Genomic DNA, 20,537 nt, shown 5'->3' with positions numbered 1-20,537 from the left:
TATGGCTATCAACGGATTGTTTTTCAGAACGGATCCGCAACGTCGCCGCTATGGCGTGGCGTTACTTGTGGGTGTACTTTCAGGAATTATTTCAGCATTTGTTAAATGGGGTGCGGAAGTTCCGTTGCCGCCACGCACATTTTCCGGTGGTCGTGATGAATTTAATCCGCCGTATATCTTTTTACGGGATTATTTAGGCATCGACCCAACACAAACGGTGTATACATTTTCGGAACATATCATCAACCCGGTAATGGTAACGCACATCATCTTCTCACTGGTTTTTGCGATAGGGTATTGTGTTGTCGCGGAAATTTTCCCGAAAGTGAAATTATGGCAGGGAATATTAGCAGGGCTTATTGTGACAGTGGCAGTTCACGGCATATTTTGTCCGACGCTGAATTTAACGCCGCCGCTCACTCAATTGCCTTTTGACGAATATGCCTCTGAAATTCTTGGGCATATTTTCTGGTTCTGGATAATAGAAATAATGCGCCGCGACTTACGTAATCGCATTACTCATGAGCCGGACCCGGAAGTCGCTATTCGTTGAATGTCCGCGTAAAAAAGCCCCCTGCGAAGGGGGCAAAGCTAACTATGGCAATGTTTCGTTGGTTATACTGGTGCTAGCGATAAATATCCGCGCTGGCGTGCATGTTGCCGTTACTCCCTGGTTCCCGCATCAGAATCACGTGATAGTACGTTGCGCCCTGCGCATCAGTCTCTTCATTTAATGCCTGACGAGCTTCACTTTCGGTGGCGAAGTTATGATTGATATAAATCACGCCTAAGCTCTGTACGTCGTCCATATTTCTGGCCTGGTGGTTATTAATTTCAATGGCTGCCCATGTATTTGCACTTAGCAAAAGCACAGCCAGAAGGGCTAAAACACGGCTGAACATAGATACCTCCTCAACGGCTGACTTTGTGTGCTCTCCTCTGTGATGATCTTCTGCTTTAATTTTAATCAATGATAAAGAAGTTGATGGTGACCATTTCTGATGCAGTTGTTCAAAAAAACATCGTGATGGAATGTGATGAACTTCAAATCAGCGGGTTAGTACGATTTGGCGAAAAATGAGATTTATTTGTCGGCTGGCCTTGAGTTTAGCGGGGTATACCAGTACTATAACGCGTCATTTTTCAGCCGCCCTTTAACACGTTCCTTGCCTCCATGGGCTGCGGTTGACCCAGACAGGAGGCTGAATAATCCGTAAGGAGCAATTCGATGCGTCATTACGAAATCGTTTTTATGGTCCATCCTGACCAGAGCGAACAGGTTCCGGGCATGATCGAGCGCTACACTGCTGCCATCACTGGTGCAGAAGGCAAGATCCACCGTCTGGAAGACTGGGGCCGCCGTCAGCTGGCTTACCCGATCAACAAACTGCACAAAGCTCACTACGTTCTGATGAACGTTGAAGCGCCGCAGGAAGTGATCGATGAGCTGGAAACTACCTTCCGCTTCAACGACGCCGTTATCCGTAGCATGGTAATGCGTACTAAGCACGCCGTTACCGAAGCATCTCCGATGGTTAAAGCGAAAGACGAGCGCCGTGAGCGTCGCGATGATTTCGCAAACGAAACCGCTGATGATGCTGAAGCTGGGGATTCTGAAGAGTAATTTCTGATGACCAACCGTCTGGTGTTGTCCGGCACCGTGTGCAGGATGCCCCTTCGAAAGGTCAGTCCATCAGGAATTCCTCACTGCCAGTTCGTGCTTGAGCATCGTTCTGTGCAGGAGGAAGCCGGTTTTCACCGGCAGGCGTGGTGCCAAATGCCCGTTATTGTTAGCGGACACGAAAACCAGGCCATTACTCACAGTATAACGGTCGGCAGTCGCATAACCGTTCAGGGGTTCATTTCATGCCACAAGGCAAAGAACGGTCTGAGCAAAATGGTTTTGCATGCCGAGCAGATTGAATTGATAGATTCTGGAGACTAGCCATATGGCACGTTATTTCCGTCGTCGCAAGTTCTGCCGTTTCACCGCGGAAGGCGTTCAAGAGATCGACTATAAAGATATCGCTACGCTGAAAAACTACATCACCGAAAGCGGTAAGATTGTCCCAAGCCGTATCACCGGTACCCGTGCAAAATACCAGCGTCAGCTGGCTCGCGCTATCAAACGCGCTCGCTACCTGTCCCTGCTGCCGTACACTGATCGCCATCAGTAATCGGTCACGGTCCATTAATACGACTTTGAGAGGATAAGGTAATGCAAGTTATTCTGCTTGATAAAGTAGCAAACCTGGGTAGCCTGGGTGATCAGGTAAACGTTAAAGCGGGCTATGCTCGTAACTTCCTGGTACCGCAGGGTAAAGCTGTTCCAGCTACCAAGAAAAACATTGAATTCTTCGAAGCACGTCGCGCCGAACTGGAAGCTAAACTGGCTGAAGTTCTGGCAGCAGCTAACGCTCGCGCTGAGAAAATCAATGCACTGGAAACTGTTACCATCGCGTCCAAAGCTGGCGACGAAGGTAAACTGTTCGGTTCCATCGGTACTCGCGACATCGCTGACGCTGTAACTGCAGCTGGCGTTGAAGTGGCTAAGAGCGAAGTTCGTCTGCCGAACGGCGTTCTGCGTACCACTGGCGAACACGAAGTGAGCTTCCAGGTTCACAGCGAAGTATTCGCGAAAGTGATCGTAAACGTAGTAGCTGAATAATTCGTTATTCAACGAGACGTAAAAACGCCGACCATTGGTCGGCGTTTTGCTTTTATAGCGAAAGCGTTACAACTGGTAGTATAACGCTCTGATATCTATTAATTAGCTTGTCGCTAACTGTACTTGCGGTTCTTCATCTTTTACTTTGATAAGCGTCCACAACGCAATGGCGCCAATAATGTCAAAGAAAGCCAGGGCAATAAAGAACGGCGCGAAGCCGATAATGTGAACGAATGCCCCGATGAACAGGTTGAAAATCAACTGACCGCTCCACGCACATGCCCCTGCCATACCCACTGCGGTAGCCACTTCGTCTTTTTTGAACAGATCGCCGCCCAGAGTTGCTGCCACAGTAGAAAGGCATTGATGCGAGAACGCGCCAATACTAATCAGTAACACGGCAATGTAGGGATTTTCGACAATACTCACCAGACCAATCGTCATCATAATGACGGCAGCGATAGTGAAGGTAATTCTTCGCGAGTTAATTAAACTCACGCCGCGATCGTGGAAGAACTTCGCCACAAAACCGCTGGCTAAACAGCCAAGGTCGCCCAGCAGGAAAGGTAGCCAGACGAACATGGCGATTTCTTTCAGGCTAAAATGCAGCGTTTCAACAAAGAAAATCGGCACCCAGAAGTTAATTGTTCCCCATGCCGGGTCAGCGAGAAAACGCGCGATGCCAATCCCCCAGAAATTACGTTGGCTGAGGATATGCTTGATTGACGTTTTTTCTTTCTTATCTGTTTTAAGATGCTGTTCTTGTCCTGATTCAATATAGTGGCGCTCTTCATCAGAAAGGCGTTTGGCATCTTTTGGATCTTTATAACAAAAGAACCAAAATAAAGCCGCGAGCATAGCAAGGCTACCAGAGACAATAAACGCAAATTGCCAGCTATGAAACATAATGCACCAGGCAATCAGCGGTGGTGCAAGCATCGCGCCAAGTGAGGTGCCCATATTGAAAACACCTGTCGCCACGCCACGTTCTTTTGCTGGGAACCATGTTGATGCGGTTTTTACACCCGCCGGAATCGCCGACGCTTCGCTGAAACCCATCAGGGCGCGCATAAATGCCAGACCTGACCATGTTCCGGTAAGTGCATGACCCATTGTCGCCAGGCCCCAGATTGCTGCACATATCGCAAAACTTAACTTCAGACCCACGGTATCAATAAAGAAACCCATTATCGGTTGACCCAATGTATAGGCCAACTGGAATGCACTGACAATCCATGAATATTGCTCTTTAGTTATTCCGGTTGTCTCCATAATAGTTGGAGCCGCAATACCTAACGCCGTTCTGTCCAGATAATTGATTACAGTGATAAAGCATACGAGGGCAATCATATGCCACCGGTAATTCTTTATTTTATTCATGTTTAAACCTTTTAATTATATTAATAAACCCTGGTTGTTGGTAATTCCGTGTAATAGTTAATAAAAATTAGGCACAGAGAACATATTAAAAATTATTGTGTGTAAATCTCTCCCTTTAGAAAATCTGGCCAGTTTTTTTCAAAGTAAATACCATTAATACGCGGTAGCACACGTAAAGACTTCACTTCAGTAATAAAAGAGTCTTGTGAATAATGAATCGTTAATTTGTGATTTTTATCGTCAGCGAGTTCAGAGCGAAAACGCCATTCTTCTTTTGCGCCGCGACGAGTTTGTGGTAGATATTCGCCTTGTGGATCAATAACCATCCGCGCCCCACGGCTACCACCGCCTGCGTCAATATAATGTGTGAGTTGAGTTAAAACGGCTGCAGACGTTAGCGCCATATGCCGCCACATAAATAGCTCGGCAATTTCGCCAACATGGTTGATGGTCAAACCGTGTTGTTGCACAAACTCACTTAACAGCAGGGCGTCACGGGCGGCGTGACGAACTTTATCGGCATGACAAATAAATCCGGCGTAATCAGACATTCGCGCCTGAATTTTTTCTTTCACCGTTACCAGCGCCATTCCATTTTCGTTTGCCAGCGCCTGAGTGATGATCTCTCTGACGGTAGACAACGGCGAGGCTGCCAGCTTTGCAATATCTCCATCAACAGACCGCTTTTGTGTGCAGCCAATAAAACGCGCCAGACGCACTGCAAAAACCTGTCCGGCATTCAGTGCCGCGCCGCCAGGTCGGGTAACGCCGTGAGTTCCGGCTACTTCTCCCACCGCAAAGCAACCGGGCAGGGAGGTTTGCCCCCAGACATCCACTTCAATACCGCCATTCATATGCTGATTGTTCATGGCGAACTGCAGAGGCTGCGCAGTGAGATCGTAACCGTGCATCTTATACAGCGAGATAGACAGCGGATTCATCCGTTGCAGGCGTTCGATGGGCGATGGCGCCAGGGCGCTGTTATTTTCCAGATACGCGTGAACGTCGGCATCCAGTCGCTCTAATGAGAACGGCAAATCACCAGGCACTGCTTCAGGATTGCGTTTGAAATCCATAAAAACCTGGCGACCACCTTGTTGTTCCTGCGCCACCGCCATATCTAACAAGCTGGAGCCAAAATCCATCACCCGCGTGGCATGGAACGGCCACTGATAGCCCTTACGGAAGATGTTTGAAGCCAGTTCCTGGGTAGTGCGATAGTAATCCGCAAGGAAGTTATACTCGTTGCCTTCTGTATCCACAGAATAGATATACGGGATCACCTGCACATAGGTGCCGGATAAATTCCACGGAAAGGTGCTGCGCGGCGTGCCAATACCAAACTGGCTTTCGGTCAGATTGGTTAGCGTCAAACCTTCTTCCAGCGCCAGCCCCAGCGAGCCAAAGCATTTATGCGGATAAACACTGTCGCGATAAAGCTCGCCCGGTCCGCCCGTTGCCAGTACTACATTGGGCGCAGTCACAATTGCCAGCCCCCACGGGTTATGGGCGCGGGAACCGGTTGCGAGGATAGCCCCCGCAACGCGATCTTCGCCATTCTCACCGCGTTGATGCAGCAGCTTAATTACTGTTGCACTGGTCAGTAGTGGAATTGCAAGACGCTGCACTTCCTCCAGCAATACTTTCACCATCAGACGAGAAGTACGCGGCCCACACGAGGTTGCGCGTCCGGCTTCGTCATGATCGGTCTGATAACGGAGAATTGCGCCATAGCGGTCCTCTGGTAATTCCAGACCAAGATATTGCAGACCGCCAAGGGTGTGCAGGGAACCGACCGCCTCGACATAAGCGGTGTCGTGATCCATCGCGCCGCCGCTCGCCAGTGCTTCCGCCAGTTTGGCGAAGTTGTCGCCGTTGCCCGCAGTAGCGGCGGTAAACAGTGTTTGTTTATCGGAACCAGAACACGCTGACGTTCCCATATATAACCCGGCGGTCGCAATCAGCACATTTTGCTGACGACGCTTTAGTTCTACTGCAGCGCGCAGTCCAGCCGCGCCGCTACCAACGACCAGTGCATCAACTTGCCAGAGTGGATAATCTACACCGTCCACCGCAACAACCACGGTTGGCTCTGCCTGCGCAAAACCCTTCGGGAAAGTGACGTGCGTTAGCGCCTCGAGGATGGCGTCATCAAGCTGGCTCATGCACCCTCCATCGGCGTAAACAGGCTGCTTTCCATCAGACGTGGTTGCCTGATAATCGGACGGAAGGCCATATATGGCAGAATGTCGCGGTCAATCTCCACGCCCGGAGCAATCTCAATTAATTCAACGCCTTCTGCCGTTAACTGGAATACCGCACGTTCGGTGATGTACAGCACTTCCTGACCGCTTTGCTGTGCGTAGGCGGCGCTAAAAGTGATTTTTTCCACTTGGGTAACCAGTTTAGGGATTTGACCTGACTGGGCGATATGCAAGCCATCTGGCGTTACATCAATCTTGCTGCCTTTGGCATCAAACGTACCGCAGAACACCACTTTACGGGCGTTTTGTGCAATTTCGAGGAAGCCGCCGGGGCCGATCAGATTTCCGTTGAGATGCGAAACGTTGACGTTGCCGTGCTGATCCATCTCACCCATGCCGAGGAAGGTAATATCGATGCCACCGCCACTGTAGAACTCAAATTGATCGAGTGATGGAATAATGGCATCGGCGTTGCGGGCGCAGCCGAAAAACGCATCATCCAGCATCATTCCGTTATGTACGCCTTGTTCAACACTTAGCCATAAACTTTGGTAAGGCACGCCTTCGCGCAGCGCAACTCCAGGAATACCGCCCGGAATACCAAAGCCAAAGTTGGTTGAAGCTCCGGCAACCAGTTCGCGTGCTGCCCGGCGAGCAATCAGGCGACGTACCGGATGGCTAACCAGTTCAATAGCGTCGTTAGAACTCAGACGGCGATGCTGACCGCTGATGGTCAGGTCGTAACCGCCAAGATAGGTTTGTGGTTGTTCGCGGTGTTCAACGATACCATCGACCAGAATCCCCGGCAGCTTGACCTTGCGAGGTTCAATGGCGCCAGCTTCCAGTACATCGCGCACCTGTACAAACACTTTGCCGCCGCTGTTGTGTGCTGCCAGCGCCATCGAATAGCTATCCATATCAATCGCTTCTTCTTCGAGGCTGACGTTGCCACGCGGATCGGCATAGGTGCCGCGCAAAATGGCATAGTCCACTTTGAAAGGGCGATAGCGGAGTTTGGTTTCGCCATCAATTTCAATCAGTTCTACCAGATCCTCGGTGGTGCATTCGTTCGACTTACCGCCGCCATTGCGTGGATCAACAAACGATCCCAGCCCAACGTGGGTAAAAAGCCCCGGACGTCCGGCACCGATTTCCCGCAGCAATGCCTGAATTACGCCACCAGGAAAGCAGTAGGCTTCAATAGTGTTATTTTTTACCAGCGCCTGCATTTTGGGCGACCAGGTAAAGTGTCCGGCAATTATGCGTTTGAGCATATCTGCATGAGCGAAGCGGTTTGTGCCTTTACTGTCGCGATCGCCAATGCCCAGAGAGTGGATTAGCGTCAGGTCGCGAGGGTGTCCGGTTTGCAGGAAACGCGCTTCAATGGCAGCCATAATATGGTCGGCTTCCACCATTCCGCCGCCGTTACCGCTAATAGCAATGGTTGCCCCGTCCTGAATTTGCGCCGCCAGTGCCTCGGCGGTTGATATCTTACGCATACAATTTCCTTATTGATTATGAAAGCTAACACTACCTTTTTCGGCAAATGCGCGTGTCGCCTGCTGGCAATCCTGAGTAGCAGACATTAACCCTGCCAGTAACTGGTGTGAGTAATCGGCGTGTTTATTTTCCAGCGCCAGAATCAGTTGTTTAATGTGCGCCAGCGCCACTGGACCACATTTTTCCAGCTGGGTGAACTGGTTCGCCATCCAGCTTTCCACCTGTTCTTTTTCCACCACTTCATCAATTAAATTCGCTGCCTGAGCTTCCTGCGCCGTCAGGCGTTTACCCAGCATCAGCATCTGACGACCGACCACCGGGCCAACCTGATTAAGCACGCGTTCAATGCCCATCCAGCCAGGCACCATGCCGAGGATTACTTCAGGATTAGAGAATTTCGCGTGGGGGCGAGCGATACGAATATCGCAGCACAAGGCAAGTTCAATACCGCCGCCGATGGTATGACCGTTGAGATTCGCAACCGTTAATTGGGGTAAGTTGCGCAGACGATTAAAAACCTCGTTACCGCGTTTAATCCATTTTCTGCCCATATCTAATGGCGAATAGGCTGACCACGATTTAATATCGCCGCCTGCACAAAAGAATTTATCACCAGTAGCGGTTAATTCGACTAATCGTAATGCCGTGTCGTTTTCAATTTCATTTAAATAATGGTCGAGAGATTCAATCATCTCTTCGTTAATAGCATGACATTTATCTTCACGGTTCAATGTCAGGCGGCAAGAAGCCGCCGCTCTGCTGAACAGAACGGGTTGGTCACTCATGATTATTCCTTAACAATAATGCGCAATGCGATCGACGCTAATATCCAGCGTGCTGTTAATATCTTGCTGCCACCAGTACGGTGAGAATATTTCCAGTTCAATAGCACCATTAAATCCGGCGTTTTCAACCAGTCGACGAATTGACGGAATATTGATTACACCATCTCCCGGCATTCCCCGGTCATTGACTAAATCGGTGGTCGGCACCAGCCAGTCGGAAACATGAAACGCGAGAATACGTTTTCCGGCGCGCAGGATCTGGCTGGCCAGATCCGGATCCCACCAGACATGGTAGACATCTACCGCGACGCCGAGGCCAAATTCGCCATCGGGATCGAGTTCATCGCACCAGTCCAGCGCCTGGCGTAACGTGCACAGACAGGATCGATCGGCGGCGGTCATCGGGTGCAGCGGCTCCAGTGCAATCGGCACGCCAACTTCTTTCGAATGTGGCAGCAACTGGCGGATCCCTTGTTTCACCTGTTCTCGCGCCTCATACAGATCTTTTGTACCCGTTGGCAGTCCGCCGACCACCTGCATATAACAGGCGGCGTTAAGCTCGGCGGCACCGTCCAGCGCCCGGCGGTTATCGTCAACCGCCAGCTTGCGCTCCGCCAGTGTTGGCGCGGTGTAGTACGTACTGCGGCACAAACCCGAAACACGCATGTTACTGGCGGTGAGTTGGCGGGCGATCTGCTGGAGATCTTCGCCCTGCAACTCTCTGCGCCAGGGGGCGATCGCGCCGATACCGCGTGCGGCACAGGCATCAATAATGGCGGGCAGCGGCGTTTTATAACCTAGCGTCGCGGTATTAATGCTTAATAAATCAGGGCGTTGTAACAGATCTCTCATGGTTCAGCCTCAGAAGCGCGGCATACTTAAGCCGCCGTCGATAGCGACCGCCTGACCACAGGTATAAATCAGCTTACCTTCCGCCATTGCGCGTACGGTGGAGGCGATATCCTGTGGAAAGCCCCAACGGCCCCACGGTACCAACCCTTTGGCAATCAATTCATCGTAATAGGCGGTTGCCGGAATAGTCATATCGGTTTTGATTAAACCTGGGCGGATTTCATAAACGCCAATTTGTTCGTTGCACAGGCGAGCGGCAAACAGACGGGCGGCAGCAGATACTGCCGTTTTGGCAATGGTGTATTCGCCGCGATTCATCGCCAGCATGATGGCGTTGATTGAGCTGACAAAAATAATCGAGCGGTGTGGTAGCTCCGCTTCCGGTTTTGGTTGTGCGAGCAGACGTTTACTGAATGCCTGGGCGAGGAAGAATGGCGCGCGGGTATTGATGGCAATGTTGTCGTCGAAGCTGTCTGGCTCCAGGTCGAGAATATCACCACGCTTTTTCACCGAAATTCCGGCGTTATTGAGCAGGCAGTCCAGACGTCCCCACTGGTTTTGCGCTGCATCGAGCATCTCTTCATGCAGGGATAGATCGCCAACATCGGCAGGGAAGCAAATGACTTCCACGCCTTCCGCCATACATTCCTGTTGCGTGGCATGTAATTTTTCTACGCTGTCGGCATCGGGGCGATCGTTAATCAGCAGGTTAAACCCACTACGAGCAAGCTCCAGCGCACAGCCCTTTCCAATACCACGTGCGGCTCCGGTGATGACGGCAACAGAACGAGTGGACTTCATACAATAACCCTCTTTTGAATATTATTTCCCTAAGTGACGATTAGCTTGCGACGTGCGGAAAGAAAGATCAACCATCTGGTTGGTTGATTTGCGATAATGATCACAGGACATTTGATAACCTGATGAAAGTACGAGTTTTTGCCCTTTTTTCTGGAGCTGAAATCAAATCAGGTTATGATAGACCTCATGAAGAGGAGATGGGGAAGCGTTATGTATCTTGATACCAGCAACGTACAAAGCCTGAAGGAAAAACTATTATTATGCGCGGTTAATGAATTTGCCGAATATGGTTATGAAGGGGCCAGAGTCGATAATATTGTGAAGGCTGCGGGGTGTAGTAAACAGACGGTTTATCACCATTTTGGTAATAAAGAAAATTTATTTATCGAAGTGCTAGAATACACCTGGAACGATATTCGACAAAAAGAAAAATCCCTTGATGTTTCAGGTCTTCCTCCACAAAAAGCAATTGAAAAAATCATCGACTTTACCTGGGATTATTATATTTCTAACCCCTGGTTTTTAAAAGTTGTGCATAGTGAAAACCAAAGCAAAGGTGTGCACTATGCAAAATCACAGCATCTTCAGGAAATTAACCACGCGCACTTGCAGTTAATGGAATCGTTATTGGCTGAAGGGAAGAAACGTAATATTTTTAAGCCAGATATCGACCCGTTGCAGGTGAATATCAATATTGCCGCGCTTGGAGGATATTATTTGATTAACCAGCATACGCTTGGCCTGGTTTATCACATCAGTATGGTTTCACCGCAGGCGCTGGAAGCCAGACGTAAGGTCATCAAAGAGACGATCCTTAGCTGGCTTCTCGTTGACCCTTCATCTACCGCGCGCGGATAAAACTGCCATCTGGCTGGCGGGTAAACAGAACCTGTTGGTTATTCCCCGTATCAATGGTTAAGCCCGTCACTACGCCGCTGGCGTTCTGGCGGATTTGTACTAATTGCCCATTTTGCAAATTACTTAGCGGCTTGCCCGCGCCTTCTACCTGCGCCATCGCATAGACATCGGTAGCGGGGAGTCCGTGGTCGCGGAACAGCTGCGCCATCGTTTTACCCGGTTCGACACGATAAGAGCGCCACTGATTATCAATTCCGCTATCTGGCTGGAAAGGTTGCGTTTGAGAAGTTTGTGGCTGATCTTCCGGCTGGCCTTCCTGTATCGGTTCAGGGGCGACCGGAGCCACCTGATCAGGATCATTTTGTGGGGTAACTAATTGCGCCCGCAGTTGTTCTTCCGTTGGCGGCTGAGATTGCGACTGAATATCCAGCTGCGCTTCACGCGTCACGACGGGGGAGTCGGTAGCATCCTCAGACGGAAGCAGAAAACCGACCACCAAAATAATGGCGGCAATAATAATCCCCCGACGATGCATCGGCGGTAGCGGATCCATGAAGCGAAAGTTGTCCGGCGCGTGCCAGACCTTCTCCAGGGTTGGTTTTAGTTCAAAGCGCCCGGGCATGGTTTCCTCCTGCTCCGCGTCTTGTTCCTCAATCATAGCCTATGAATAAGCTAACGCTATGATGTCCGTGGTAAACCCGCCTTTATTATATTCATACGGGATATTGCTATTGTTTCTTTTTCCCCGGGATTTGTCATCACTCTCGCGACAAAGTTTTACCCAAGGAAGTGTGGCTGATATGCTGCCCGTTACTTTATACCCTGAGGAAGGAAATAAGATGACCACCCCAACTTTTGACACCATCGAAGCGCAAGCTAGCTACGGCATTGGTTTGCAGGTAGGGCAGCAACTGAGTGAATCTGGCCTGGAAGGACTGCTGCCAGAAGCGCTGGTTGCAGGTATTGCCGACGCGCTGGAAGGCAAACATCCGGCTGTTCCGGTTGATGTGGTGCACCGCGCGCTGCGTGAAATCCATGAACGTGCCGATGCTGTTCGTCGTCAGCGTTTCCAGTCGATGGCTGCTGAAGGTGTTAAATATCTTGAAGAAAACGCTAAAAAAGAGGGCGTGAACAGCACCGAGTCCGGCCTGCAATTCCGCGTGATTAACCAGGGCGAAGGCGCAATTCCTGCCCGTACCGACCGCGTTCGCGTCCATTACACCGGTAAATTGATCGACGGCACTGTATTTGACAGCTCTGTTGCCCGTGGCGAACCGGCTGAATTCCCGGTGAACGGCGTGATCCCAGGCTGGATTGAAGCACTGACTCTGATGCCGGTAGGTTCTAAGTGGGAACTGACTATCCCGCAGGAACTGGCCTATGGCGAGCGCGGCGCTGGCGCGTCCATTCCTCCGTTCAGCACCCTGGTGTTTGAAGTCGAGCTGCTGGAAATCCTCTAAGCAGCGTATTCTGTTCCCCTCGAGCCAGAGGGGAGCAGGCATTTAGCAATAAACCCTTCAGTTTGCCAATCGGCGATATTTTGTGTTGCAAACACCCCGTAAGCGTGTATTTTTGTGAACTGTTTCGCGTTATCACCGTGATATGACACTCAGTTTAAACATAAAATTAACATTAGATCTAAATCTTAGTATTCATCCCGCGTATTGTTACCTAATATCGATGAGTCCCGATACGGATTCGTCGTATCATAGACTGACAAAAGGCCGCAGAGCCTGAACAACACAGACAGGAAGAAAAAACATGGTAGATCAGGTAAAAGTCGTTGCCGATGATCAGGCTCCGGCTGAACAGTCGCTACGGCGCAATCTCACAAACCGACATATTCAGCTTATTGCCATTGGCGGCGCCATTGGTACAGGGTTGTTTATGGGATCCGGTAAAACAATCAGTCTTGCTGGGCCGTCGATCATTTTCGTTTATATGATCATCGGTTTTATGCTCTTTTTCGTGATGCGGGCAATGGGGGAATTGCTGCTTTCGAATCTGGAATACAAATCTTTTAGTGACTTCGCTTCCGATCTGCTGGGTCCGTGGGCAGGATATTTCACCGGCTGGACTTATTGGTTCTGTTGGGTAGTTACCGGTATGGCGGATGTTGTCGCTATTACCGCTTACGCGCAGTTCTGGTTCCCGGGGCTTTCCGACTGGGTGGCGTCGCTGTCGGTGATCATACTGTTGCTGGTTCTAAACCTCGCTACCGTGAAAATGTTCGGTGAGATGGAGTTCTGGTTCGCGATGATCAAAATCGTCGCCATCGTGTCGCTGATTGTTGTCGGTCTGATCATGGTGATGATGCACTTCCAGTCACCGACTGGTGTTGAAGCGTCATTTGCCCATTTGTGGAATGACGGCGGCTGGTTCCCGAAAGGCTTAAGCGGCTTCTTTGCCGGATTCCAGATAGCGGTTTTCGCTTTCGTGGGGATTGAGCTGGTAGGTACTACTGCTGCGGAAACGAAAGATCCGGAGAAATCACTGCCGCGCGCAATTAACTCCATTCCGATCCGCATCATTATGTTCTATGTCTTTGCGCTGATTGTGATTATGTCCGTGACGCCGTGGAGTTCGGTGGTTGCGGAGAAAAGCCCATTTGTTGAACTGTTTGTGCTGGTGGGGCTGCCTGCGGCGGCAAGCGTGATTAACTTTGTGGTACTGACCTCTGCCGCTTCTTCCGCTAACAGTGGCGTCTTCTCTACCAGCCGTATGCTGTTTGGTCTGGCGCAGGAAGGTGTGGCGCCGAAAGCGTTCGCTAAACTCTCTAAGCGCGCGGTTCCGGCGAAAGGACTGACCTTCTCTTGTATCTGTCTGCTCGGCGGCGTGGTGATGTTGTATGTGAATCCAAGCGTGATTGGCGCGTTCACGATGATCACGACTGTTTCCGCGATTCTGTTTATGTTCGTCTGGACGATTATCCTTTGTTCGTACCTGGTGTACCGCAAACAGCGTCCGCACCTGCATGAAAAATCGATCTATAAGATGCCGCTCGGCAAGCTGATGTGCTGGGTATGTATGGCGTTCTTTGTGTTTGTTCTGGTGTTGTTGACGCTGGAAGATGACACCCGCCAGGCGCTGCTGGTTACCCCGTTGTGGTTTATTGTACTGGGGCTGGGCTGGTTGTTTATTGGTAAAAAACGCATGGCGAAGTAAGGCACCTACGGGGGCCTTTCAGGCTGCAAAATTGCCTGATGTGCTATGCTTATCAGGCCTACGGGAGCTCTGCAATATATTGAATTTGCGTGTTTTTGTAGGCCGGATAAGGCGTTTACGCCGCATCCGGCATGAACAAAGCCCACGTTGTCAGCATCTCCTTTGTCTTTATACATTCCTAAAAAAACCTACCGTCATAGACAGCCTTCAGGCGCGGGCTTACTGTGAATCTTTGCCGCTTATTGCAGAGTTCACTATGGTTAAGCGCAGTTGGTTATTAATCGCCGCATTACCGCTCTCCATTTCACCTTCCTGGGGCGCAGATTTTTATTACCGCCAGCAGAATAAAGGCACGGTTTACGTTGCCGAACAGAAGGGGAAAAAAGATGAGATCCTCTCCAAATTACCGGATATTAATTTTTCCCGCCTTTGGCGCATTGCCAATTTAGCTAATAAAAACGAAACCCGGTTACTGTCCGATTTTAATCCCGATAAGTTCGACTGCGATGATGAGGGGGATTGCCAGCATACCTGGCTCACCGATGGACGCTCTGTTCTTTGGGCTGGCAAAGTCCTGAAAAATCCATCCGGTAAACCTAATGTCGATGCCGCCACTTTTCAGGCATTTGGCGCTTTCGCTGCCGATAAACGCAGTATCTATTTTGATGGCCAGCGTACCGATGATAATAGCGGTGATAAGCAGGTGGATATGTCTACGCTGGAAGAGACAGAAATCTGGAATTTACTGCGTGATAAAAATAGCCTCTGGCATAAAGGTCGCTGGCTGGGCCATGCCGATGGATTTCAAATCCTGCGGCATGATTCAGCCCTGCAATTTGTTGTGCTGACAAATTCGCAGGTGATTGTTAATGGCAAGCCACTGTCTGCCGATCGCAAAACCTTTCAGATTAAACGTTGGATGCCTGGCGAACGGTTGATTTATCGCGATAAAAGCGGCGAGCATGACTATGAGCTTGAAGATGTTGGCTATCGCTGTGCACCTTTTAATATTGGTCTGAATAACGTTTCCTGGCTCAAACATGAAGCCACTCCAGCGGGCAGTGAGTGTATTTATGAAACACTGGCGGGAGTTGATCCGGAATATTTTTATCTGTTTGTTCGGAATATCGGTTTATATAAAAACCAAATTTATAAAGTCACAGCCAACGCCCTGGGAGAAGGGGAGTTGATTCATCTCAAGCCGGAGGACCTCTCCGACTCACTTGAAGCAGGTGGCAGCTGGAGATTAAATAAAACGTATATATCTCCAGACGGGCAGCTTTACGCTCAACAATCGATGGAAAGAGAGGAAAAGCATACCCAACAAGGTGAATGGCTGCGTTATAACCTGGGTGTGGGAGGATGGTCATCGGTGAAGCAACCCCCGAGCGGGCTTAAACCCTTATTTAAATAACCTCTTCACACTAACAGCTTCAGGATGACGCTATGTTGCCAATTAAACCCGTTTGTCTCGCACTGGCTTTATTTTCAACCACCTCACTAGCCTGCTCTGGTGTGCCTACTGCTGCGTTTTACTACCAACCGTGGGGGCAAGGAACAAAATATATCGTTGAAGATAGTGACGGTTACGGACTCTATTTCCCGGATATTCATTTACCGCAGGTGAAGTTTAAGCAACTTCGCCGCGTACCCAACGGCACTGATGATGAATATGATTCTCCTGATGATATCAATAATGATTTTGTGCGGGTGGATGGTGGCGCTTATATCAGAACCAACGGTGGCTGGCGTTTCGACTGGTTGACTGATGGCCGCCATATTTTATGGGCAGGGAAAATAGTTCAGAACCCGCAGGGAACACCGAAAGTCGATGCCGCAACATTCCGCGCATGGGGGCGTTTTGCTGCCGATAAAGACAGCCTCTATTTTGATGGCGAACGCACGGATGATAATTACGGCGAAAAGCAGGTCGATATGGATTCGCTGCAACAGGTGGGGGGGAGGATGAATTCAATTGATTCCGCGGATGTGCTGAAAGATCGTCGCAATCTTTACTTTCAGGGGCGCTGGTTAGGTAGTGCGCAAGGGTATTCTATTCTTGACATTAAACCCTGGACCCGTCGTCCCATTATTTATTCACCTAATAGCTGCGAAAGCGAAAGTAGTCCGGGACCCTGGGATACAATCTGGCGGACAAAATCGCAGGTCTTTGTGAACGGAGATGCCATTAACGCCGATCCGGATACCTTTCATATTGTGCGCTGGATAGCCGGATCACTGCTGATTTATCGCGATAAAGACGGGGAGAAACGTTATGCGTTCGGTAAAGATTGCCGGAGTACGTTTGACCTACAGCGGGATAAAGTAACATGGTTGACGCGAGATGCTTCCCGGCGCGGCAATGACTGCCGGGTAGCGACCATTCCTGATGTTGATCCGGAATATTTTCGCCCGCTGACGGGGAATGTGGCGCAATATCAAGATTCGCTCTATCTGGTGAAGTATGTTTCTGCAGTCGAAAAAACACTGTCGGTTATTCATTTACCGGACCCGCAACAAGAATTACAGGAAGGCGTTAATATTATAGGTAATAAAGTTTATTTCATCGCGCGCGATGATGTGACTATTTTTGATATTAATGGACATTGGATGTGGTTTAAAAATGCTGACGGTGAATTGTCGAAACGTTTAGCGTATGACGATAAATATATGTATTTTATCGGTGGTGGTACGATTACAACCTTTGAACTTAAAGGAAAATTAACATGGTTTAAAACGCCCGGAGGGAAGGTATCTGATACTTTTGCACATGATGATAAATATATCTATTTTCTTGATGATGCTTTGGTAAATGGTGGGCGGCGGCGTAATGAAACCCGGGATATGAATAAGGCTTATATTAGTGAGCATGGCGACTTAATGACCGTTGAAGGAACTTATTATTGGCTGAATAATGAATTTTTCCAGACCAGTAGATATAAAAGATTGCTCCAGAGTGGTGAATAACGCAATGTAATATGAAAACGCACCTGATTGTGTAAACCAGGTGCGTTGGTCGAACAAATCACTCACCCGCCAGCGCGCGCGGGAATAGTACATTGTTTTCCAGACTGATGTGCTCCATCAGGTCATCAATCAGTTCATTAATGCCGTTATACATCGCTTTCCAGGTGGTGCAGGCTTCCGGCGGCGGTGTGACATTATTGGTAGTGTGTTTAATCACTTCCAATAGTTCGCCCGCTTCATCGTGCTCGCTTTCCATCACGCTGATTGGCCCCATTGCCTGGCTACCCATGCCTTGTTTAATCATCGGGAAGAGAATTTGCTCTTCTTTCATCATGTGGCTGGAAAGCTCTTCATGCAGCATGGTCAGGTATTTTGTCAGCCCTTTTGGCACGCTCGGTTTGTCGGCGTGAACGCGCTCGACTTTGGTGGCTTGCAGAATCAGTTCCGGCAGTTGTTCGCGGTGACGATCGTGGTAGCGCACGATGATATGGTCGATGATTTCTGCCAGCGGCGCGCTACGCCAGTCTTTCTCAATCGGCTGTTCAGCAAGCTTTGCCAGTTCGGCTTCAATGACCTCAACATCCAGCTCTTTACGTGCCGCTGCGCGCGCCAGCGTCTGCTTACCGCCGCAGCAGTAATCCATATCATATTGACGAAACAGAGCCGAAGCGCGAGGAATAGAGAGCGCCAGTTCACCTAAAGGTTGGTCGCGATAAGCCATAGCTGATACCTCATTCTTAATAAGATAAGATGTATTTTAAATGCATCTTTAAGGCAAAAGCTATAACCCTTACGTAGCAGAGGATTATTTAATTCACTGCCAGCGTGTCAACTTTCAGAGACAGGTTCAATTAAAGGTTTTTCCGGTTTTGCTCTGACCGCAATGACCACGCCGACCACTAACAGTGCGATACCGCCCAGCGTCATCAACGGCGGCATTTGCTGGCGGAGTAAAAAGGTGTACAGCAAACCTGCCAGCGTTTCGAAAACAATCAGTGGCCCGAGAATCACCGTCGGTAATCGCTGGCTGGCGATGTTCCAGCAAAGTGCGCCGACCCATGAGCAAAGCACGGCGATAGCAATCATCAGGCTAATAAATACCAGCGGACGGGGGCCAAAAGGTAGAGAGAAGTCCGCCGTTTGCGTATTCAGCCAGTAACAAGCGACGAGATAGCCGAGAAGCGAAACCGGCAGCGTGACCAGCGCCTGGGCCGTCGCCCACATCATTGGATGTTTGTCTGGGTTTTCCCGCAGCCAGCGGGCGTTGCGCAGGGCATACCACGCCCAGCAGACTACGGAAACTAATGCCAGCACGATCCCCGAGGTGTAATGCGCCCAGTCAAAGTTGGGGAGTCCGTGGTTTAACTCAGCAATATTCACACACGCCAGGCCGATGCCAATACAAACCAGCGCCGGGGCGAGTTTTCCCCATGCGAGTTTGCCGTCACGCTGGCTATACAGCAGATTGGCGAAGACGGGGATAACCACTGGCAGGGTGCCGATAATCATCGTGGAAACAGGCGCGCCGGTACGCTGAATGGCACTGGCAAGGCAAAAATAATAAATCAGGTTGCCCATCATGGTGAGTATCAAGGCGGTATACCAGTCGCGGCGTGCCAACTGACGCAGACGCACACGTCCCAGCCATGCAATTGGCAGAGCGATTAGACCTAACGCCAGATAGCGCCCCATCGACTGCAACATTGCCGGGTATTCCGGGACGATCAACGGCCCGACAAAAATAAGCCCCCACATCAACCCTGCTAACAGGGCGTACAGCACGCCGCTAATCATCACTGGCATCCATTGGTCTGTCAGAAGAAATATTCAGGAAGCAGACATGGTTGCTCCCGGCATCCCGTCATTATCAGAGAGGATGCGGGAGGATGCCACTTTAATTAACTAGTTATTAACATTAAAAAGATTGCTTACGCTTTCGGCTAACGTTGTTGTTGGGCGACCAATAAGCGTACTGAGTGTTTTGCTGTCATCAAACAGACCGCCTTTCGAGGCGCCAACGTCAGAATCAGCCAACATTTCCGCCAGCCCGGCAGGCAGTCCGACGCTTTTCAGCGCTGCGGCGAAATCGGCTTCGCTCAGGTTTTGATAGGTAACTGGTTTGCCGCTCTGTTTGGTCAGCTCTGCCGCTAAATGTGTCAGCGTCCAGGCGTTGTCGCCCGCCAGCTCATAGACTTTACCTTCGTGGCCTGCCTCGCTAATCACGCGCGCGGCAGCGGCGGCATAATCTGCACGTGTCGCTGAGGCAATTTTGCCATCGCCCGCCGCACCAATAAATACACCGTGCTCCAGTGCTGCCGGGGCGCTGGCGAGGTAGTTTTCGGTGTACCAGCCGTTGCGCAGCAGGGTGTAAGCGATGCCAGAATCAGCCAGCATTTTCTCCGTCTCGATATGTTCAGCAGCCAGGCCGAGCGGGGAGGTGTCCGCATGTAACAGGCTGGTGTAGGCGATAAATTTCACGCCAGCCGCCTTTGCTGCATTAATCACATTACGATGCTGTGGGGCACGCTGTCCCACTTCGCTGGAAGAGATCAGCAGCAGTTTTTCCACGCCCTGTAGCGCAGATGTCAGTGCGGCTTCATCGCCGTAGTCAGCCTGACGCACGTTAATGCCTTGTGCGCTCAAAGCATGGGCTTTTTCCGGATTACGTGCGATAGCCACTATTTGGCTGGCAGGAACGGTTTTCACCAGGGATTCAATTACATAGTGACCAAGTTGGCCGGTTGCGCCGGTAATAGCGATCATGGGAAGTCTCCATCGATTTGTCTTGTGTTTAAATACGCTACCACCTAAACTTACTTTTAGTAAGTACGCACAAAAAGGTAAGTATGAAATGAGTCAGGTAAGTCTGTCGCAACAGCTGAAAGAGGGAAATCTCTTCGCTGAACAGTGTCCGTCGCGCGAGGTGTTGAAACACGTCACCAGCCGTTGGGGAGTATTGATTTTGGTGGCGCTGCGCGAAGGCACTCATCGCTTTAGCGACCTACGGCGTAAAATGGGCGGAGTGAGCGAAAAGATGCTTGCGCAGTCATTACAGGCGCTGGAGCAGGATGGTTTTGTTAACCGTATCGCGTATCCGGTGGTGCCGCCGCATGTGGAATATAGTCTTACCCCGCTGGGTGAGCAGGTGAGCGAAAAGGTTGCTGCACTGGCGGACTGGATTGAGTTGAATTTGCCAGAGGTGCTGGCGGTGCGGGATGAACGTGCGGCGTAACTTGCCGGATGCGCTGCGCTTATCCGACCTACGGTTTATGGCCTGTAGGTCGGATAAGATGCGACAGCATCGCATCCGACAATAAGTGCCGGACGCGGTTGATGATTTGTAGGCTGAAAAAGAAA

General features: G+C 50.2%; 22 protein-coding genes. 11 read left to right on the top strand and 11 right to left on the bottom strand.

The window, feature by feature from the left end:
• Position 1 precedes the first annotated feature (1 nt).
• Positions 2-553, top strand: a complete 552-nt coding sequence (locus H9644_RS01840; protein WP_191772865.1) for a YagU family protein — start codon at positions 2-4, stop codon at positions 551-553.
• A gap of 73 nt (positions 554-626) precedes the next feature.
• On the opposite strand, the gene yjfY is transcribed toward H9644_RS01840, so the two are convergent.
• Positions 627-902, bottom strand: coding sequence for a DUF1471 family protein YjfY (gene yjfY, locus H9644_RS01835; protein ID WP_000492914.1), 276 nt, complete (start codon positions 900-902; stop codon positions 627-629).
• 326 nt (positions 903-1,228) lie between these two features.
• Here yjfY and rpsF point away from each other — a divergent pair, with 326 nt between their 5' ends.
• From rpsF to rplI, 4 genes are read left to right on the top strand one after another with little or no spacing between them, the layout of a single operon-like run.
• Positions 1,229-1,624: a 30S ribosomal protein S6 gene (rpsF, locus tag H9644_RS01830; RefSeq protein ID WP_001216676.1), complete on the top strand. Its 396-nt coding sequence runs from the start codon at positions 1,229-1,231 to the stop codon at positions 1,622-1,624.
• A 6-nt stretch (positions 1,625-1,630) separates the two neighbouring features.
• Positions 1,631-1,945, top strand: a complete 315-nt coding sequence (gene priB / locus H9644_RS01825; protein ID WP_064525818.1) for a primosomal replication protein N — start codon at positions 1,631-1,633, stop codon at positions 1,943-1,945.
• Between the two features lie 4 nt (positions 1,946-1,949).
• Entirely contained in the window at positions 1,950-2,177 is a 228-nt protein-coding gene (rpsR, locus tag H9644_RS01820; protein ID WP_000135199.1) for a 30S ribosomal protein S18, read from the top strand.
• A 41-nt stretch (positions 2,178-2,218) separates the two neighbouring features.
• Positions 2,219-2,668 (top strand): 50S ribosomal protein L9, encoded by a 450-nt coding sequence (gene rplI / locus H9644_RS01815; protein ID WP_001196062.1) that lies wholly within the window; start codon positions 2,219-2,221, stop codon positions 2,666-2,668.
• A gap of 102 nt (positions 2,669-2,770) precedes the next feature.
• Here the strand turns inward: rplI and H9644_RS01810 are convergent, their stop codons facing one another.
• The 6 genes from H9644_RS01810 to H9644_RS01785 all read right to left on the bottom strand — a co-directional run bounded on the left by H9644_RS01810 (position 2,771) and on the right by H9644_RS01785 (position 10,190).
• Entirely contained in the window at positions 2,771-4,048 is a 1,278-nt protein-coding gene (locus H9644_RS01810) for an MFS transporter (RefSeq protein WP_191772863.1), read from the bottom strand.
• 92 nt (positions 4,049-4,140) lie between these two features.
• Positions 4,141-6,213, bottom strand: coding sequence for an FAD-dependent oxidoreductase (locus H9644_RS01805; protein ID WP_191772861.1), 2,073 nt, complete (start codon positions 6,211-6,213; stop codon positions 4,141-4,143).
• The gene (locus H9644_RS01800) at positions 6,210-7,751 is read right to left on the bottom strand and encodes an acyl CoA:acetate/3-ketoacid CoA transferase (RefSeq protein ID WP_191772859.1); all 1,542 of its coding nucleotides are present in this window, start codon (positions 7,749-7,751) and stop codon (positions 6,210-6,212) included. The genes H9644_RS01805 and H9644_RS01800 overlap by 4 nt, the downstream gene beginning before the upstream one ends.
• Before the next feature lie 9 nt (positions 7,752-7,760).
• Positions 7,761-8,537 carry an enoyl-CoA hydratase/isomerase family protein gene (locus tag H9644_RS01795; RefSeq protein WP_105289493.1) on the bottom strand — a complete coding sequence of 259 codons (777 nt, stop codon included), beginning with the start codon at positions 8,535-8,537 and terminating at the stop codon, positions 7,761-7,763.
• Positions 8,538-8,546: 9 nt separating this feature from the next.
• Positions 8,547-9,389 carry a sugar phosphate isomerase/epimerase family protein gene (locus H9644_RS01790; protein ID WP_191772857.1) on the bottom strand — a complete coding sequence of 281 codons (843 nt, stop codon included), beginning with the start codon at positions 9,387-9,389 and terminating at the stop codon, positions 8,547-8,549.
• Between the two features lie 9 nt (positions 9,390-9,398).
• Complete coding sequence (locus tag H9644_RS01785; protein WP_064525826.1) at positions 9,399-10,190, bottom strand: 3-ketoacyl-ACP reductase; 792 nt, start codon at positions 10,188-10,190, stop codon at positions 9,399-9,401.
• A 210-nt stretch (positions 10,191-10,400) separates the two neighbouring features.
• On the opposite strand from H9644_RS01785, the gene H9644_RS01780 reads away from it, so the two are divergent.
• On the top strand, positions 10,401-11,048 hold the full coding sequence (locus H9644_RS01780) for a TetR/AcrR family transcriptional regulator (RefSeq protein WP_191773011.1): 648 nt from the start codon (positions 10,401-10,403) through the stop codon (positions 11,046-11,048).
• On the opposite strand, the gene ytfB is transcribed toward H9644_RS01780, so the two are convergent.
• A complete protein-coding gene (gene ytfB, locus H9644_RS01775; RefSeq protein ID WP_064525830.1) occupies positions 11,032-11,670 on the bottom strand; it encodes a cell division protein YtfB in 639 nt (212 codons plus the stop codon). The two genes, H9644_RS01780 and ytfB, sit on opposite strands and share 17 nt — an antisense overlap.
• 217 nt (positions 11,671-11,887) lie before the next feature.
• Here ytfB and fklB point away from each other — a divergent pair, with 217 nt between their 5' ends.
• The 4 genes from fklB to H9644_RS01755 all read left to right on the top strand — a co-directional run bounded on the left by fklB (position 11,888) and on the right by H9644_RS01755 (position 17,180).
• The gene (fklB, locus tag H9644_RS01770) at positions 11,888-12,508 is read left to right on the top strand and encodes an FKBP-type peptidyl-prolyl cis-trans isomerase (RefSeq protein ID WP_064525832.1); all 621 of its coding nucleotides are present in this window, start codon (positions 11,888-11,890) and stop codon (positions 12,506-12,508) included.
• A gap of 301 nt (positions 12,509-12,809) precedes the next feature.
• On the top strand, positions 12,810-14,213 hold the full coding sequence (cycA, locus tag H9644_RS01765) for a D-serine/D-alanine/glycine transporter (protein WP_191772855.1): 1,404 nt from the start codon (positions 12,810-12,812) through the stop codon (positions 14,211-14,213).
• Positions 14,214-14,469: 256 nt separating this feature from the next.
• Positions 14,470-15,627: a hypothetical protein gene (locus H9644_RS01760; RefSeq protein ID WP_191773009.1), complete on the top strand. Its 1,158-nt coding sequence runs from the start codon at positions 14,470-14,472 to the stop codon at positions 15,625-15,627.
• A 32-nt stretch (positions 15,628-15,659) separates the two neighbouring features.
• Positions 15,660-17,180, top strand: coding sequence for a hypothetical protein (locus tag H9644_RS01755; protein ID WP_191772853.1), 1,521 nt, complete (start codon positions 15,660-15,662; stop codon positions 17,178-17,180).
• Positions 17,181-17,238: 58 nt separating this feature from the next.
• On the opposite strand, the gene ytfE is transcribed toward H9644_RS01755, so the two are convergent.
• The 3 genes from ytfE to qorB all read right to left on the bottom strand — a co-directional run bounded on the left by ytfE (position 17,239) and on the right by qorB (position 19,943).
• Positions 17,239-17,901: an iron-sulfur cluster repair protein YtfE gene (gene ytfE / locus H9644_RS01750; RefSeq protein ID WP_046082059.1), complete on the bottom strand. Its 663-nt coding sequence runs from the start codon at positions 17,899-17,901 to the stop codon at positions 17,239-17,241.
• Between the two features lie 107 nt (positions 17,902-18,008).
• Entirely contained in the window at positions 18,009-18,974 is a 966-nt protein-coding gene (locus H9644_RS01745; RefSeq protein WP_191773007.1) for a DMT family transporter, read from the bottom strand.
• 108 nt (positions 18,975-19,082) lie between these two features.
• Positions 19,083-19,943, bottom strand: a complete 861-nt coding sequence (gene qorB, locus H9644_RS01740) for an NAD(P)H:quinone oxidoreductase (RefSeq protein WP_191772851.1) — start codon at positions 19,941-19,943, stop codon at positions 19,083-19,085.
• A gap of 88 nt (positions 19,944-20,031) precedes the next feature.
• Between qorB and H9644_RS01735 the strand changes: the two genes are divergently transcribed.
• Entirely contained in the window at positions 20,032-20,412 is a 381-nt protein-coding gene (locus H9644_RS01735; protein WP_191772849.1) for a winged helix-turn-helix transcriptional regulator, read from the top strand.
• Positions 20,413-20,537 lie beyond the last annotated feature (125 nt).

It is taken from the genome of Escherichia whittamii (genome assembly GCF_014836715.1).
GTDB classification, from domain to species: domain Bacteria; phylum Pseudomonadota; class Gammaproteobacteria; order Enterobacterales; family Enterobacteriaceae; genus Escherichia; species Escherichia whittamii.
This window is presented reverse-complemented; position numbering and strand designations above follow the sequence as displayed.

What these genes read in the sequence shown, in the direction of transcription:
- H9644_RS01840 (WP_191772865.1), top strand. Translation starts at nt 2, where the DNA reads ATGGCTATCAACGGATTGTTTTTCAGAACGGATCCGCAACGTCGCCGC.
- yjfY (WP_000492914.1), bottom strand. Translation starts at nt 902, where the DNA reads ATGTTCAGCCGTGTTTTAGCCCTTCTGGCTGTGCTTTTGCTAAGTGCA.
- rpsF (WP_001216676.1), top strand. Translation starts at nt 1,229, where the DNA reads ATGCGTCATTACGAAATCGTTTTTATGGTCCATCCTGACCAGAGCGAA.
- priB (WP_064525818.1), top strand. Translation starts at nt 1,631, where the DNA reads ATGACCAACCGTCTGGTGTTGTCCGGCACCGTGTGCAGGATGCCCCTT.
- rpsR (WP_000135199.1), top strand. Translation starts at nt 1,950, where the DNA reads ATGGCACGTTATTTCCGTCGTCGCAAGTTCTGCCGTTTCACCGCGGAA.
- rplI (WP_001196062.1), top strand. Translation starts at nt 2,219, where the DNA reads ATGCAAGTTATTCTGCTTGATAAAGTAGCAAACCTGGGTAGCCTGGGT.
- H9644_RS01810 (WP_191772863.1), bottom strand. Translation starts at nt 4,048, where the DNA reads ATGAATAAAATAAAGAATTACCGGTGGCATATGATTGCCCTCGTATGC.
- H9644_RS01805 (WP_191772861.1), bottom strand. Translation starts at nt 6,213, where the DNA reads ATGAGCCAGCTTGATGACGCCATCCTCGAGGCGCTAACGCACGTCACT.
- H9644_RS01800 (WP_191772859.1), bottom strand. Translation starts at nt 7,751, where the DNA reads ATGCGTAAGATATCAACCGCCGAGGCACTGGCGGCGCAAATTCAGGAC.
- H9644_RS01795 (WP_105289493.1), bottom strand. Translation starts at nt 8,537, where the DNA reads ATGAGTGACCAACCCGTTCTGTTCAGCAGAGCGGCGGCTTCTTGCCGC.
- H9644_RS01790 (WP_191772857.1), bottom strand. Translation starts at nt 9,389, where the DNA reads ATGAGAGATCTGTTACAACGCCCTGATTTATTAAGCATTAATACCGCG.
- H9644_RS01785 (WP_064525826.1), bottom strand. Translation starts at nt 10,190, where the DNA reads ATGAAGTCCACTCGTTCTGTTGCCGTCATCACCGGAGCCGCACGTGGT.
- H9644_RS01780 (WP_191773011.1), top strand. Translation starts at nt 10,401, where the DNA reads ATGTATCTTGATACCAGCAACGTACAAAGCCTGAAGGAAAAACTATTA.
- ytfB (WP_064525830.1), bottom strand. Translation starts at nt 11,670, where the DNA reads ATGCCCGGGCGCTTTGAACTAAAACCAACCCTGGAGAAGGTCTGGCAC.
- fklB (WP_064525832.1), top strand. Translation starts at nt 11,888, where the DNA reads ATGACCACCCCAACTTTTGACACCATCGAAGCGCAAGCTAGCTACGGC.
- cycA (WP_191772855.1), top strand. Translation starts at nt 12,810, where the DNA reads ATGGTAGATCAGGTAAAAGTCGTTGCCGATGATCAGGCTCCGGCTGAA.
- H9644_RS01760 (WP_191773009.1), top strand. Translation starts at nt 14,470, where the DNA reads ATGGTTAAGCGCAGTTGGTTATTAATCGCCGCATTACCGCTCTCCATT.
- H9644_RS01755 (WP_191772853.1), top strand. Translation starts at nt 15,660, where the DNA reads ATGTTGCCAATTAAACCCGTTTGTCTCGCACTGGCTTTATTTTCAACC.
- ytfE (WP_046082059.1), bottom strand. Translation starts at nt 17,901, where the DNA reads ATGGCTTATCGCGACCAACCTTTAGGTGAACTGGCGCTCTCTATTCCT.
- H9644_RS01745 (WP_191773007.1), bottom strand. Translation starts at nt 18,974, where the DNA reads ATGATTAGCGGCGTGCTGTACGCCCTGTTAGCAGGGTTGATGTGGGGG.
- qorB (WP_191772851.1), bottom strand. Translation starts at nt 19,943, where the DNA reads ATGATCGCTATTACCGGCGCAACCGGCCAACTTGGTCACTATGTAATT.
- H9644_RS01735 (WP_191772849.1), top strand. Translation starts at nt 20,032, where the DNA reads ATGAGTCAGGTAAGTCTGTCGCAACAGCTGAAAGAGGGAAATCTCTTC.